The 14,776-nt window shown below is 63.3% G+C and carries 10 protein-coding genes; 6 read left to right on the top strand and 4 right to left on the bottom strand.

What is annotated here, in order from left to right:
- The first annotated feature begins 38 nt into the window (after positions 1–38).
- The 4 genes from dnaE to DS839_RS29905 all read left to right on the top strand — a co-directional run bounded on the left by dnaE (position 39) and on the right by DS839_RS29905 (position 7,480).
- Positions 39–3,482 (top strand): DNA polymerase III subunit alpha, encoded by a 3,444-nt coding sequence (gene dnaE, locus DS839_RS29920; RefSeq protein WP_119274179.1) that lies wholly within the window; start codon positions 39–41, stop codon positions 3,480–3,482.
- 2 nt (positions 3,483–3,484) lie between these two features.
- Positions 3,485–3,964, top strand: coding sequence for a GFA family protein (locus DS839_RS29915; RefSeq protein WP_119274178.1), 480 nt, complete (start codon positions 3,485–3,487; stop codon positions 3,962–3,964).
- Positions 3,965–3,984: 20 nt separating this feature from the next.
- Positions 3,985–4,437 carry a cupin domain-containing protein gene (locus DS839_RS29910; protein ID WP_119274177.1) on the top strand — a complete coding sequence of 151 codons (453 nt, stop codon included), beginning with the start codon at positions 3,985–3,987 and terminating at the stop codon, positions 4,435–4,437.
- A gap of 307 nt (positions 4,438–4,744) precedes the next feature.
- The gene (locus tag DS839_RS29905; RefSeq protein ID WP_119274176.1) at positions 4,745–7,480 is read left to right on the top strand and encodes a DUF2339 domain-containing protein; all 2,736 of its coding nucleotides are present in this window, start codon (positions 4,745–4,747) and stop codon (positions 7,478–7,480) included.
- 12 nt (positions 7,481–7,492) lie between these two features.
- Here the strand turns inward: DS839_RS29905 and DS839_RS29900 are convergent, their stop codons facing one another.
- From DS839_RS29900 to DS839_RS29885, 4 genes are all read right to left on the bottom strand, one after another.
- Positions 7,493–8,569, bottom strand: coding sequence for an SAM-dependent methyltransferase (locus tag DS839_RS29900; protein ID WP_119274175.1), 1,077 nt, complete (start codon positions 8,567–8,569; stop codon positions 7,493–7,495).
- Between the two features lie 118 nt (positions 8,570–8,687).
- Positions 8,688–9,185: a hypothetical protein gene (locus tag DS839_RS29895; protein WP_368912001.1), complete on the bottom strand. Its 498-nt coding sequence runs from the start codon at positions 9,183–9,185 to the stop codon at positions 8,688–8,690.
- 72 nt (positions 9,186–9,257) lie between these two features.
- Positions 9,258–11,780 (bottom strand): two-component system VirA-like sensor kinase, encoded by a 2,523-nt coding sequence (locus tag DS839_RS29890; protein ID WP_119274174.1) that lies wholly within the window; start codon positions 11,778–11,780, stop codon positions 9,258–9,260.
- Positions 11,777–12,796, bottom strand: coding sequence for a cytochrome-c peroxidase (locus tag DS839_RS29885; protein ID WP_368912000.1), 1,020 nt, complete (start codon positions 12,794–12,796; stop codon positions 11,777–11,779). Before DS839_RS29885 ends, DS839_RS29890 begins: the two co-directional genes overlap by 4 nt.
- 72 nt (positions 12,797–12,868) lie before the next feature.
- Here DS839_RS29885 and DS839_RS29880 point away from each other — a divergent pair, with 72 nt between their 5' ends.
- On the top strand, positions 12,869–13,630 hold the full coding sequence (locus tag DS839_RS29880; RefSeq protein ID WP_368911999.1) for a response regulator: 762 nt from the start codon (positions 12,869–12,871) through the stop codon (positions 13,628–13,630).
- Between the two features lie 145 nt (positions 13,631–13,775).
- Complete coding sequence (locus DS839_RS29875; protein WP_119274172.1) at positions 13,776–14,684, top strand: carbon-nitrogen hydrolase family protein; 909 nt, start codon at positions 13,776–13,778, stop codon at positions 14,682–14,684.
- Positions 14,685–14,776 lie beyond the last annotated feature (92 nt).

Below are 14,776 nucleotides of genomic sequence, written 5' to 3'. Positions count from 1 at the left end.
GTCGCATTCCCGTAGCCAATTGCGCTAGATTCCCGGGCATGTCGGCCGAGTCGAAGAACAGCGTCACCTTCATCCATCTCAGGACCCATTCGGCCTATTCGCTGGCCGAAGGCGCCCTGCATATCAAGCAGATGGGCGCTCTAGCCAAGGAAATGGGGAGCCCCGCGCTTGCCATCACCGATACCGGCAACCTCTTCGGCGCCCTCGAATTCTCGGATGCCCTGAGCGAGAAGGGCATCCAGCCCATCATCGGCTGCACCCTCAAGATCGCTTGTCCCGATCAGTCGGCGCCGGACACGGTCCACCGCCAGAAGACCGGCTTGCGCAAGATGCCAAGCCTGGCGCTCCTCGCCAAGGACGAGGCCGGCTATCGCAACCTGATGCTGCTGTCGAGCCGCGCCTATCTCGACACGCCGGATACGGCCGAGCCCCATGTCAGCCTGGAGTATCTGAGCCGGCATGCGGAGGGCCTCATCTGCCTGACCGGCGGCCCGGATGGCCCGATCAACGAAGCGCTCGTCCAAGGCCAGCCGCAGATCGCGCGGACCCGAATCGAAGAGCTCGCCAAGATTTTCGGCGACCGCCTCTATGTCGAATTGCAGCGCCACGGCACCGAGAACGAGCAGCTGGCCGAGCCCGGGCTGATCGATCTCGCTTATGAGCTCAATCTGCCGCTCGTTGCCACCAACGAGCCTTACTTCGCCAAGCTCGACGATTATGCCGCTCATGATGCGCTGATCTGCATCGCCGAAGGCGAGGTCGTCGCTGCCGAGGACCGCCGCCGGCTGACGCCTGAGCATTATTTCAAGACACCGCAGCAGATGGCGGCGCTTTTCGCCGACATTCCCGAAGCCATCGCCTCGACCGTCGAGATCGCCAGGCGTTGCGCCTACAAGGTCAGGTCGCAACAGCCGATCCTGCCGCGCTATGGCGAGGGCGACGAGGCGGTGGAACTGCGCCGCCAGGCCGAGGAAGGCCTCGCCGCGCGGCTTAAGGAACGCGGCCTGGTGGAAGGCTATAGCGAAGCGGACTATCGCCAGCGCCTCGACTTCGAGCTCGATGTCATCATCAAGATGAAATATCCGGGCTACTTCCTGATCGTCTCCGACTTCATCAAATATGCGAAGTCGCAAGGCATCCCGGTGGGCCCGGGGCGCGGCTCGGGTGCCGGCTCGCTCGTTGCCTATTCGCTCACCATCACCGATCTCGATCCCTTGCGCTTCAATCTCCTGTTCGAGCGCTTCCTCAACCCCGACCGCGTGTCGATGCCCGACTTCGACATCGATTTCTGCCAGGACCGGCGCGACGAGGTGATCGACTATGTCCAGGCCAAATACGGCAAGGACCACGTGGCGCAGATCATCACATTCGGTAAGCTGCAGGCGCGCGCGGTGTGCCGCGATGTCGGACGCGTGCTGCAGATGCCCTATGGCCAGGTCGATCGCCTGAGCAAGATGATCCCGATGAACCCGGCCAATCCGGTGTCGCTCGCCCAAGCAATCGACGGCGAGCCGCGGCTCAAGGAGGAGCGCGACAAGGACGCGACCGTCCGCGCCATGCTGGAGATCGGCCTCAAGCTCGAAGGTCTCTATCGGCATGCCTCGACCCATGCCGCGGGCATCGTGATCGGCGATCGGCCGCTGGAAGAACTGGTGCCGCTCTACCGCGATCCGCGCTCGTCATTGCCCGCCACCCAGTTCAACATGAAATATGTCGAGAAGGCGGGCCTCGTTAAGTTCGACTTCCTCGGCCTCAAGACGCTCACCATCATCGACAAGGCGCAGCGCCTCATCCGCCTGCGCATTCCCGATTTCGACGCCAACAAGATCCCGCTCGACGATTTGGCGACATACCAGATGCTGGGACAGGGCGACACCGTGGGCGTGTTCCAATTGGAAAGTTCCGGCATGCGCGATGCGGTGCGCCAGATGCGCGCCGACCGCTTCGAAGATCTGATCGCGCTCGTCGCCCTCTATCGCCCGGGCCCGATGGCAAACATCCCCCTTTATTGCGCGCGCAAGCTCGGTCGCGAGCCCATCGAATATATGCATCCCTGGCTCGAGCCGATCCTCAAGGAGACCTTCGGCGTCATCACCTATCAGGAGCAGGTGCAGCAGATCGCCAAGGATCTCGCGGGCTATACGCTGGCGCAGGCCGACCTCTTGCGCCGCGCCATGGGCAAGAAGATCAAATCCGAAATGGACGCCCAGCGCGGCAACTTCCTCAAAGGCGCCATCGAGCGCGGCATCGATGAGACCACGGCCACCAACATCTTCGATGCCTGCGCGAAATTCGCCGAATACGGCTTCAACAAGTCGCACTCGGCACCCTATGCCTATATCAGCTACCAGACCGCTTACCTCAAGGCGAACCACCCGGTCGAATTCCTTGCTGCCTCGATGTCGCTCGATATGGGCAATACCGACAAGCTGCAGGTCTTCCGCCAGGAGGCGCAGCGCATCGGGGTCAAGATCGTGCCGCCCTCGATCAATACCTCCGAGGTCGATTTCGCGGTCAAGGATGCCGCCGTCCTCTATTCATTGTCGGCGCTCAAGAATGTCGGCTCCGGCGCCATCCAGCATCTGGTCGAGAAGCGCAAGGCCGAAGGTCCTTATGTCTCGCTCGGTGATTTCGCCCGCCGGATCGATGCCCATATATTGAACCGTCGGGCGCTGGAAAGCCTGGCCAAGGCCGGGGCGTTCGACGATCTCCAGCCCAACCGGGCACAAGTATTCGAGGGCGTCGACGCCATTCTCGCGATGGCCAACCGCACGACGGCGGAAGCCGAGGCCGGCCAGCATGATCTCTTCGGTCAATCGACCAAGGAGGACGTCGCCTTGCCGGTGCGCGAGGCCTGGCTGCCGATGGAACGCCTCGCCCAGGAATTCGAGGCGATCGGCTTCTATCTCTCGGGCCATCCGCTCGACGACTATATGGTCCGCCTGCAGCGCCTCGGCGTCGATACCTGGTCGTCCTTCCATGACAAGGCCCTGACCAAGGGGGCGACGGCGGCGAAGCTCGCCGGCACCATCACCCATCGCCAGGAGCGGCGGTCGAAATCCGGCAACAAGTTCGCCTTTGTCGGCTTCTCCGATCCGACCGGCCAGTTCGAGACGATCTGCTTCTCGGACACGCTCGCCGTCTCGCGCGATCTGCTCGAGCCCGGCAAGGCGGTGATCGCGCGTGTCGAGGCCGATGTCGATGGCGAGGAGGTGCGCCTGCGCCTGCAGGGCGTCGAGGAACTGGAGCGCGCCGCGGCCCAGATCACCTCGGGCCTCACCATCTTCGTGCGCGATGCAAAGCCGATCGACTCGATCGCCCAGCGCCTGACCAATGGCGGCAAGGCGCCGGTCAAGCTCATCCTGCAGATGGACAAGGGCAGGGAGGTCGAGGTTATACTCGGCAACAAATTCACCATCACGCCGCAGATTAAGGGGGCGATCAAGGCGATCTCCGGCGTCGTCGATGTGCAGGATTTGTGATCATGGCTGAGACCCGAAATCTCGAGGGCGGTTGCTTCTGCGGCGCCGTGCGCTACCGGCTGAAGTCGCCGCCGATGTTCATCAATTGCTGCCATTGCCGCGACTGCCAGCGCCAGACCGGCAGTGCCTTCGTGATCAACGGCGTGATCGAGGCGGAACGCATCGAGCTGCTCAAAGGGAATCCGGAAGCCGTGCTCATGCCGACCGAGAGCGGCAGGCCGCATGACATCTATCGCTGCCCCATCTGCCGCACGGCCTTGTGGAGCGACTATGGCCGCAGGCCCATGCGCTTCGTGCGCATGAGCACGCTCGATGCGGCGGCGACGTTCAAGCCCGACGCTCATATATTCACACGCTCGAAGCTGCCTTGGGTCAGGCTCTCCGATGATGTGCCGGCCTTCGACGTTTTCTATGATATGAAGACGCAATGGCCGGCCGACAGCTTGAAGCGCCGCGAAGCGCTGCTGGGACCGGGTAAATAACAAGACAGGGAGACGCGAGAATGGCCGACGATCTGGAGAAGGGGATTACCGCCAATGGTACGGGCTTTGGCGGCAAGAGCTGGAACATACTGGGCCAGCTTTATTTCCCGAAGGCCGTCTGCGCCTCGACCTTCGCCTTCGAGACCAATAGCCAGCCCGGCCAGTTCGTGCCCGTCCATGTTCATCCGACCCAGGAGGAGTTCATCCTCGTCCAGGAAGGCGAGCTCGATCTCAAGCTCGACGGCAAATGGCTGAAGGCCAAGGCCGGCGATCTGGTGCGCATGCCGCGCGGCATCCCGCACGGCTATTTCAACAAGTCGGACAAACCGGCGCGCGCGCTGTTCTGGGTCTCACCCGCCCGCATGCTGGAAGAGCTGTTCAACAAGCTGCACAATGTCGCCGATCCGATGGAGGCCGTGCGGATATCGGCGCAGCATGAGGTCGATTTCCTGCCGCCGGAAGCGAACGCTTAGCGCAAAAATCTAGGAAAGAATTCTTGCGGATTGCGGCTTTTGTCCGGGGTCAGATTCAGCGATTTGCAGGGATTATCAGGGATTTTCACGAAAAAATGCTCACCCTTGATATATCAATGACTTAGGACGGCGAGCAGGGAATTTTACAGCGATTTCCTCGCGCGGAGTTTACTCCTTTCCGCCTCGTAGATGTTCATGGCTCCGATCTTGTCATTTCCCAAATCCCACCGTTCGGCCCGCGAAGTCAATAGGGCCTTGCCTGGGCTCTCTAGCTCCGTAACTCACTCCTGGCGTAAAATCTGATTCCATGGACGATGCCTTTTTTGGCTTTGTGGGCCTCCTTGCGCTGGCGATATTCTTCGCCCCTCTCATCCTTTCCATCGTCGCGCTGAGCCGCTCCGGCGATCTCAGGCGCAGGATCGCCAAGCTCGAGGCCAAGCTGGCGCAAGGCGAGACGCCGGCCGTGGCGCCCGAACCAGCAGCCGACGCTCAGACCGGAAGGGTCTGGGCGGAAGCGAGCCAGGTTGCCGAACCAGTGGCCGCGGCCGAGCCCGTCCGCGAAGCGGCCGAACAGCCCGAACCCGTCGAGCCCCTCGATGCCGCCGCTTCGGCACCGCCCGAGGCGCCACCGCCAGCTCCACCGCCGCCGCCCCGTGCCGGCATCGAGGAAAGGCTCACCTCGCGCTGGTTCGTCTGGCTGGGGGCGGTGGCCCTTGTCCTCGCCGGCATCTTCCTCATCAAATATTCGATCGACAATGCACTGCTGACGCCGGCGATGCGTGCGACCTTCGGCCTCCTTCTCGGCGTCGTCCTGACGGCAGCCGGCGAATGGCTGCGCCGCCGTCCACTGCAAAAGGAGATCGCCGCCCTCAAGCCCGATTATGTGCCGGGCGCCCTGACCAGCGCCGGACTGTTCATCTCCTTTGCCAGCATCTATGCGGCGTATGCGCTGCTCGACCTCCTGAGTCCGACGGTCGCCTTCATCGGCCTCGCCATCGTGGCGCTCGTCGCTTTCGCGCTTGCGGCCCTCCACACGCCCATTGTCGCGATCATCGGCCTTCTCGCCGGCTTCGCGACGCCGGCCCTGGTTTCGTCATCGGAGCCGAATGCCGGGATCCTCTTTGCCTATCTCGCCCTCATCGCCGCAGCGGCCTATGCGGTGGTGATCTATCGCGGCTGGGGCTGGCTCGCTTATGGCGCGACGATCGGCGGGCTCTTGTGGACGCTGGTGTGGATCCTGGGACCGATGCAGGCGGGCGATCTCCTGATCATTGCCGCCTTCCTTGCCGTGCTGACGGCGGCGGCGATCTGGCTGGCGCTCAGACTGACGCCCGATGAGGCGCCGGTGATCTGGCAGAAGCCGCATCAGCCGCAAGGGCCTGAATTCAACGGCTGGCTCGCCGCCATCGGCAGCGTCGGCCTTGCCGCCTTCGCGTCGCATGTCGCCAATGCGCCGACGGTGAGCGTCTCGCTCGCCGTCCTGGGCGCGGTCGTTCTCGCGTTTTCCGGCCGGCGCTTCGAGCGGTTCGATGGTTTCATCGCGCTGGCGGCGGCTCTCTTGTTCTTCGTTCTCCTCGCTTGGGACCCGGAAGGCATTCTGGGCCAGCTTCTCTACGACATCGACGCCGGCAACATCATCGCGCCGGCCGGTGCCTTGTTCGCGCCCGAGGCCAAGGGCTTCGTGCTCTCGCATCTCTTTGCCGGCGCGCTCATCGCAGGATTGGGCTTTTTCCTGTTGCGCGGCAGCCAGCGACCGCAGGTCTGGGCCGGCATCTCGCTTCTCGGCGCCTTACTCATTCTGGCGGCGGCCTATGCGCGAAGCCGCTTCTTCACCACCGATCTCCTCTGGGCGATCACCGCGGTGGCGGCGGCGGGCATCGCGGTATCGCTCGCCGGTGCCCTGAACAAGCAGCGCGAGGAGCGGCCCTATCGCCTGGCGCTAGGCTTCTATGCGGCGGCGGCGATCGCCGGTGTCAGCTTCGCCTTCGCCTTCGTTTTCCGCGAAGCCTGGCTCACGGTAGCACTCGCGCTGCAGCTTCCCGCCCTCGCCTGGCTGGAGAAGACGCTTGACCTCAAGGAGCTGCGCAAGCTGGCGCTCGCGGTCGCGGCCGTCATCCTGGTGCGCCTGGCGCTCAACCCCTATGTGCTGAGCTACGAGACCAATCACGCGCTGGGGACGCAGTGGATCCTCTATGGCTATGGCATTCCGGCCCTTGCTTTCTTCGCGGCGGGCCGCTTGTTCAAGCAAAGCCTGAACGATCTCACCGTGACGGTGATGGAGAGCGGCGCCTTCGTCTTCGCGCTGCTGCTGGTCGCGCTCGAGATCCGCATCTTCACCGAAGGGCGCATCGCCGCCGAAGAGCTGACGCTGTTCGAACTCTCCCTGCACACGCTCGTATGGCTGGGGGCCGGGTGGTGGCGCTTGCGCAGCTTTGCGGCTGCCGGCCGGGCCATCGACAAATGGTGGGCCGTCATCCTGATCGGCCTCGGCCTTCTGGGTGTCTTCCTCGGGCAGTTCCTGATCCTCAATCCGCTCTTCAGCTATGAGAGCATTGGCGACAGGCCGATCTTCAACGTGCTGCTGGTCGCCTATCTGGCGCCGGCGATCCTGATCGGCCTCATCGCTTATGCGCTGCCGCCGATCGCCAAGATGCCCTATGCCCGCATCGTCTTCTTTGCAGCCGCCCTGGTCCTCGTCCTCACCTGGACCACGCTCGAAACGAAGCGCGCCTTCCAGGGACCGGTGCTCGATCTGTGGGCCAGGAGCGACGCCGAATATTACGCCTATTCGGTCGTGTGGCTCGTTTTCTCGCTGGTGCTGCTCGCCGTCGGGCTGTGGCGCAAGGCGCCCTGGCTCAGGCATGGAGCGCTGGCGATCCTCATCCTCACGGTCTGTAAGGTATTCCTGTCAGACATGGCCGCGCTCGGAGGCCTCTACCGGGTCGCCTCGTTCCTGGGTCTGGGCCTGTTCCTGGTCGGCATCGGCTATGTCTATCAGCGCTATGTCTTCACAGGGACGAAGGCGGAGGACAAGCCGACGTAAGCATCGGGAAGGTCATCGCAGCGACATCAGGGCGCTCATCAGTCGCGCCTCCAGCTCGACCTCGGGGTAGCTATGGATCAGCGACGGGTCGATGCCGGCGTCCTTGAGTTGTTCGTCGCTGAGCGAGCGCAGAATCTTTTTTGCTGCTGGAGAGAGCGACGCCGCGCGGGCATCAGTATCACGCGGCGTCGCCGGGTCCTTCGACGCAAAGCGCCGTTCGGGCAGCCGCGCCCAGGCGCCGATGAAGGGCGGCGGCATTACACAGGCGGCATGGGCCACGGCCTCGGCCCTGAGCCGCTCGGCAAGGGTGTCGATGCCGACATCCGCGGCACTGGTGACGCCGACACGCTCCATGGTCGGCAACAGGCTGCGCAGGGTCTCCGCGACATAGTCATAGGCCACCGATTGCGCGCCGCCCTCGGCGCGGCCGGCCATGATCATCTGCGGGCCTGGGAGTCCCGCCGCGAGGAAGGTGGCGAACAGCTTGTGCCCCATATCCGTCTCGACGTTGATGCGATCGAACGTGTCGTTGATCCAGCGCGTGCATTGAACGAATTGCGGGATTTCGGGAATGCTGCGCGCCGCCGACATCGCCAGTTCCTGGAAGGCAACGATGCCGCCCGGACGAAGATGGTCGCACAGTCGCCTGAGGACCGTTGCCGGATTCGGCAGGTACATCAGGATCAGCCGGCCGATCACGGCATCATAGGATTCCTGCGGCACGAACGTATCGAGCTCGGCCGCGGCAAACCGCACCCGTGAGCTTTGCCCGGCTTCCGCGGCCCGCTGCTCGGCGAGAGCCAAGCCCGCGGCCGATCTGTCGACACCGAGGACCGTGCCGGTGGGGCCGACCAGCTCGCCGGCGATGAGCGACACATCGCCGACGCCGCAGCCGAGATCCAGCACATGCATGCCGGGCTTGAGGCCGGCTCGCTTGAGGACATCTTCGGTCAGGTCACGAATGAACGTGCTTTGCAGCTGGAGGCGCTGGAACTCGCGCTTCGAGTAGCCCAGCGCATAGTCGTCAGAGTTGCCGGTCTTGCCGCCGCTCATTTGCATAGGATCAGGTCCGAGAGGAATTCTCCGCATCACGCTCTCCTTGGTTGTTCAAAGGATGCAGCGTCCGACACTCGTGGATATGCGCTACGCCAAGATTTCAGGAGTCCGGGAATTCAGTTACGAATGAAACACAGGCGCCGGAGACAGGTCATGGTTCCGCAGGCTTCGGCACCATGTCGATATGGGGCGTTACCGGTTTCTTGTCTGAAGGCACGTAGTCCGGAACAGCCGTATCGTCCGCCGGCAGGGAGCGGGTAAAGCGATAGAGGGCTCGCAGGTCGTCTTCGGCAAAAGCGCGCAGATTGAACCAAGGCATGGGCGGACGCGTCTCGACGGTGCGGGCATAGCGCACCCACGCTTCTTCATCCATGTTGGCGAGCAGCCGGCGAAGATTGCTGGGATAGGTCGTGCCCCATGGTCCGCTGAAGCCGAGCGGATTCCCGGTGAGCCAGCGTTCTTCGGGAACGTCGCCGGCGCTGGTTTGATAGCCGGGCGTGTGGCAGTCGTTGCAGCCGCCGATCATCGCGAGATAGCGTCCGCGCTCGATCGAGGGGGGCATCGCGGAGCTTTCACTGAAAGTGAGCTTCGTCAATCCGACGGCAAGGCCGAGGCAAAGGGTAGAGCCGGCAACTATCCATCTCTTCATAACAGTATTCATCATCCGCGGGACGATCGAGCATCGCCGTTACCGGATGATTTCATCAACCGGGAGATCGAGTTACGATTGAAACCGTGAGTGTCGGGTGAGGTGCCGGGCCATGCATTCGGCCAACGGTCTGGTCAACAGCGGTTTCTTCAGCACCTCGCGAATCCCGGCGTGCTCCAAACGGCGCGCCGGAATGGCGCGGCCATAGCCGGTCATCAGGACGATCGGCAGATCGGGGCGGAGCCTGTGCAGGGCATCCGCCAGTTCCGTACCGGTCACCTCCGGCATGATTTCGTCCGTCAGCACCAGATCGAAGCGTTGGGGCGCAGCCCGAAATGCCGTCAATGCCGCTTGGCTCTGTTCGAAACCGACCGGCTCATAGCCCAGAGCCGCAAGCATTTCCTCGCCGAGCAGCATGAGAGACTTGTCGTCATCCACAATGAGGACCGTTTCGCCATGGCCGCCGGGCACCGGCGCTTCTTTCGTTTCCTCACCATCTGCATCATCGGCGGCACCTTCCTGCAATGGAAAAAAGACTTCGAAACGGGTGCCTTTGGCGAGCCGGCTCTCCACATGGATGGCGCCGCCATGCTCGCCGACTATCCCGTGGACGGTGGACAGCCCGAGCCCCGTGCCCTTGCCCGCGGGCTTGGTCGTGAAGAACGGTTCGAAGATCCGCTCCATGACGGCCGGGTCGATCCCCTGGCCGGTATCCCTGACGGCGAGCCGCACATGACGACCTGCGGGCAAGCTGCCATGTGACAAAGCGAGATCCTGGCCGCGCTCAACCGTATCGAGGTCTATGTCGAGCACGCCACGGCCGTCCATGGCCTGCACCGCATTGGTGCAGAGGTTCATCACTACTTGCTGCAGCTCGGTCGGATCGCCCACCATGGTGGCATTGTTCGCCGCGAGGTGCATCTTCACCGAAAGCGTCGACGGGAAGGAAGCGCGGATGAGACCGACCGCTTCTGTGACCACAGGCTCGACGCTGATCGGCTTGTGCCGCCGCTCGCGCCGGCGTCCGAAGGCAAGGACTTGCTCGATGACGCCTTGCGCGCGTGCGCCGGCCTTCATGATCTGCCGGATATGGCGCCGCGCGCGCGAGTCCGCCGCCACAACGTCAAGGGCCATTTCGCCATAGCCGCGGATGGCGCCCAGTATATTGTTGAATTCATGCGCCATGCCGCCGGCGAGCGTGCCGATCGCCTCGAGCCGCTGCGACTGATTGAGGCGCGCCTGCAGCGCCTCGCGGGCCGCTTCGTTTCCTTCACGCGCCAAGGCATTGGCGAATATCTCGCCGGCGGTGCGCAGCAATGCGATATCGTCGGCCCGCCAGGCCCTCCTGCTGATGCCATGGAAGGTGAGAAAGCCCAGGGGCTCGCCCGCGACCCTGAGCGGCAGGCAGAGCCAGGAGCGGATGTGGAGGCTATGCAGGGATGTCTTCTCCCGGCTGTCGGGAAGCGTGTCGACGTCGGCGACGAAAATGCAGCCCTGGCGCTCATGGCCCTTGAGCGTCCAGTTGCGTGCCAGCGCCAGGATCGTTGCCGTGGACTCCTGACTATGGGCGGCGCGGAAGCAATTCGTGGAGACTTCGCCGCTACTTTCGTGCAGGACCAGAAGGCAGACGTCGTCGATGCCGGCATGCTCGACCAGTTGCGCCAGTGCCTTGTCGATTTCCGATCCGATCCCCTCGCGCGGCAGATTGATGAACTTCGTGGAGATCGACGCGATCAGCCCCTCGAATTGCAGCCGGTCGCGAAGGATCTGCGCATTGGCGCGCAAGCGGATGAACAGGTGGACGACATAGGCCACCAGCAGCAGCGCCGCGCCGTAGAGGAGCGCCATGAAGAGGTCAGACCTCAGCGCCGCCTGCTCATGCGATTCGAGATAGATGTCCTGCAACGTTCGCGTCAGATCGCTCGTCGGCGCCCCTTGCAGGCGGGCGACGGCATTGTCGACCGCGGGAAGGGTCGAGACGATAAGCCGGCCGTGGGCGATGAGCGAGCCGACATCTCCGGCGGGTGCGCCATGGGCCGACAATCGTCGTTCCAGCCTGTCGAGCGAGGCTTCGACCTCCCGCGTCGACTCCGGCCGCGGCGCATTGATGAAGCGGAACATCGCAGCCGTCAGCACGGCGGCCTCGGCGGTCACATCCGCCGGCTGACCCCCGGCGGAAGCGAACGAGCCGCTCAAGTAGTTGAAGTAGGACAAGGAGTTCTGAAGAAGCGCGTTGTCCGACTTGAACGTTTCGACAAGGGCCTCCTCATCGCGCACGGCTTGTGCGATCTCCGCGACCTTGCGGTCGATCCTCGCTCTCGTCTCGCCAGTCGCCGCATCGCGTGTCGCCGGCAACTCCGCCGTTGCCGAGGTGAGGCCCGCCATCGAGCGCACGAGCGGATCATAGTTGAGCAGGAGGCCGGCCCGCGCGCGCAGCACGTCGCGCTGGAGCGCGGCATTGTTGAGGATGACCGCCTGCAGCGCGTCGGCGCGCTCATGGCGCGGTGTGTCGGTTGCCGTGCCTTGCACCAGGAGATAGGTCAGGACGAGGATGAGCCCCGCGGCAATCGGCGCCATCATGCGAAGCGAGCTCATGGCCGCGGGTCCGGCTGGCTCGACAGCGCTCGACCGCGATATTCTCCGGTCAGCGTCGCCAGGAACGCGACAATGTCGGCGACATCGCGCGCGCCGAGCTCGCGGCCGAGCTGGTTGCGGGCCATGATCCTCACCGCCTCGGAAAGTGAAGTGGTGCGCCCGTCATGGAAATAGGGGGCCGTCAGCATGACATTGCGCAGGCTGGGCACGCGGAAGACGTGGCGGTCGGCGCCGCGGCCGGTCACCGTCATCCGGCCGAGATCGGCCTTGCTGATGCTGGCCTGGCCGACGAACGGGTCGGCGAAGATGCCGAACTTCTGGAACAGGTTGCCGCCGACATTGATGCCCTGATGACACGCCATGCAACCATAGTTCTTGAACAGCTCATAGCCGCGTTTCTCCTCCGCCTTCATGGCTTGGCGATCGCCCTTCAGATAACGGTCGAACGGTGCGTCGGGCGTCACCAGCGACCGCTGAAAGGCGGCCAGCGCGTCGAGCACGTTTTGCCGGTTCGGCAGCTTTCCGTAGACCGCGAAGAAATGTCCCGTATAGGTGCTATTGGTGCTGAGCTTGGTCAAGAGTTCCGGCCAGGTGGTGTTCATCAGTGAAGGATCGAGCAGGGCGGCTTCGTTCTGCGCCTCGAGCGAGCGGAAATTGCCGCGCCAGTTGAACCGGAAGTTCAGCGCGGCATTGAAGACGGTCGGTGTATTGAAGTCGAGCAGGCGTCCGTTCGCAGCGCGCGTTCGGGCCTGGCCGTCGTCACCGCCCTGGTCGAGCCCGTGGCAGGAGGCGCAGGATACGACATCGCCATGCGACAGCCGGACATCATGGAACAGGCTCTCGCCCAGAGCGATCTTCTTCCTGTCGGAGGGCGTGTGCTCCTGGGTGGGCGAGATCGGCTCTTCGCTTGCAAGGGGAGAGGCCACTGCCGTCATGGTCGCCAGCAATGCGAGGATGAGGAGCGAAAGCTTGCCGGGTTCCCGGCCTTGGCGGTTCCAACCGGAGTTTGTCGCCATGGACCAACAAACCGCCAAAATCCGGCACTTTAATGAAATGCGGGCGGCGGGTATTCCTTTCCGGATCGTCAAATGCCTGCCGAACGAAACAATCCGCCATTAACCACCTCGCGCCCGATGATGCGGCATGTGCTTGTCGTCGATGACGACCCGGCCATGCGCGAGATGCTCGCCGAATATCTGGAAGCTGAGAACTTCAAAGTGAGCACGGTCACGGATGGCGAGGCCATGTCGGGCATGCTGCGCGACACGGTGGTGGATATCATCATCCTCGACATGCGATTGGGCAAGGAAGACGGCCTCGACCTCATGCGGCGGCTCGGCAGCCCGCCCCCGGCACCGATCATCGTCATCACCGGCCATCGCCTGGGCGAGGCGGATCGCATACTGGGCCTGGAACTCGGCGCCGATGATTACGTAGCGAAGCCTTTCAGTCCGCGCGAGCTGCTCGCCCGCATCCGCGCCGTGCTGCGCCGTTCGCATGCGCCGCCACCTGCAAACGACAAGACCCGCCATAGCCGCTATCACTTCGCCGGTTGGAAAATGGAGATGCGCACACGCCGCCTGACATCACCAGCCGGTGAGGTGGTGGCGCTGACGGTGGGAGAGTTCAATCTTCTGGCAGCTTTCCTAAGGTCACCCAAGCAAATCCTGACCCGGGAGCAGCTTTTGTCCGCCAGCCACGTGCATGATGAAGAGGTCTTCGACCGCAGCATCGATGTCCAGATCCTGCGCCTGCGCCGCAAGCTGGAAGCGGACCCGCGCGATCCCAAGCTCATCGCGACCGAGCGCGGGGTGGGCTATAGATTTGCCGTCCCTGTCGACGTCCTATAATGCCCCTATCATAGCGATTCGGCGGGGGAGTTCCGAATAGATTCCTGTAATGAAAAAACTTTGCCTTGAAGTTGCGGCTCCAGCTACAACATGGACCCAGTCAGGCAGGAAACACTCTAACATTACGTAAGGAGTTTCACCGATCATGACGCCTTTCGCCATCGCCGGCATCCAGATGCAGCTGGGCCACGGCTCCAATATCGACGCCATGCGCCAGCGCATCGATCTGACGATGCATCTGTTTCCCTGGGTGCAAATGGTGATGTTCTCGGAGCTCGCCTGCTACGGGCCGCTCTTGCAATATGCCCAGCCCCTGCCGGGCGCGGCCGAGGATACATTCCGCGACATTGCCCGCCATCACCGCATCTGGATCATCAACGGTTCCATGTATGAGCGCCGCGAGGGCGGCATTTACAACACGACGTCGGTCATCAATCCCGAAGGCGAGATCGTCGGGCGCTATCGCAAGATGTTCCCGTTCCTGCCCTTGGAGCAGGGGGTCCAGCCCGGCAACGAGTTCCTCACCTTCGATATCGAAGAGGTCGGCAAATTCGGCATCCTCAACTGCTATGACATCTGGTTCCCGGAAACATCGCGCCAGCTCACCGCCATGGGCGTCGATGTCATCCTGCACCCGGTCATGACCCATACGATCGACCGCGATGTCGACATCGCCATCAGCCATGCCACGGCGGCGATGATGCAATGCTACATCTTCGATGTGAACGGCCTGGGTGCCGGCGGCAATGGCCGCTCCTGCGTCTATGATCCGTCCGGCCATGCTCTGTTCATGGGCGACTCGACCGAGCAGATCATCCCCATCGAGATCGACATGGAGCTGGTTCGCCGCTCGCGCGAGCGCGGCATCAGGGGCTTGGGCCAGATGGCCAAGAGCTTCCGCGACCGGCCCGTGGACTTCCCGGTCTATGACCGGGCGCAGTTCGATTCATCCTATCTCGAGTCGCTGGGCGCACTCGCCACACCGCGCCGCGTCGACGCGCCACCGCCGAAGAACGTGCACACACTCCCGGTCCGCCGCAGCTTCGTGAATTAGGGCCTGTTTACAATCAGCGGATAGCGAAGAAAGCGGCGACGAGGCTGATGAACCCGGCAAAGCAAGCATCGGTCTTTTCGTAGCGGGTTGCG

The organism is Taklimakanibacter deserti (assembly GCA_003574785.1).
Note: the sequence above shows the minus strand (reverse complement) of the source record. Positions and strands in the feature narration are given on the sequence as shown.

Coding starts and splice junctions, on each gene's coding strand:
- dnaE (WP_119274179.1), top strand. CDS start 39: ATGTCGGCCGAGTCGAAGAACAGCGTCACCTTCATCCATCTCAGGACC.
- DS839_RS29915 (WP_119274178.1), top strand. CDS start 3,485: ATGGCTGAGACCCGAAATCTCGAGGGCGGTTGCTTCTGCGGCGCCGTG.
- DS839_RS29910 (WP_119274177.1), top strand. CDS start 3,985: ATGGCCGACGATCTGGAGAAGGGGATTACCGCCAATGGTACGGGCTTT.
- DS839_RS29905 (WP_119274176.1), top strand. CDS start 4,745: ATGGACGATGCCTTTTTTGGCTTTGTGGGCCTCCTTGCGCTGGCGATA.
- DS839_RS29900 (WP_119274175.1), bottom strand. CDS start 8,569: ATGCGGAGAATTCCTCTCGGACCTGATCCTATGCAAATGAGCGGCGGC.
- DS839_RS29895 (WP_368912001.1), bottom strand. CDS start 9,185: ATGAAGAGATGGATAGTTGCCGGCTCTACCCTTTGCCTCGGCCTTGCC.
- DS839_RS29890 (WP_119274174.1), bottom strand. CDS start 11,780: ATGAGCTCGCTTCGCATGATGGCGCCGATTGCCGCGGGGCTCATCCTC.
- DS839_RS29885 (WP_368912000.1), bottom strand. CDS start 12,796: ATGGCGACAAACTCCGGTTGGAACCGCCAAGGCCGGGAACCCGGCAAG.
- DS839_RS29880 (WP_368911999.1), top strand. CDS start 12,869: ATGCCTGCCGAACGAAACAATCCGCCATTAACCACCTCGCGCCCGATG.
- DS839_RS29875 (WP_119274172.1), top strand. CDS start 13,776: ATGACGCCTTTCGCCATCGCCGGCATCCAGATGCAGCTGGGCCACGGC.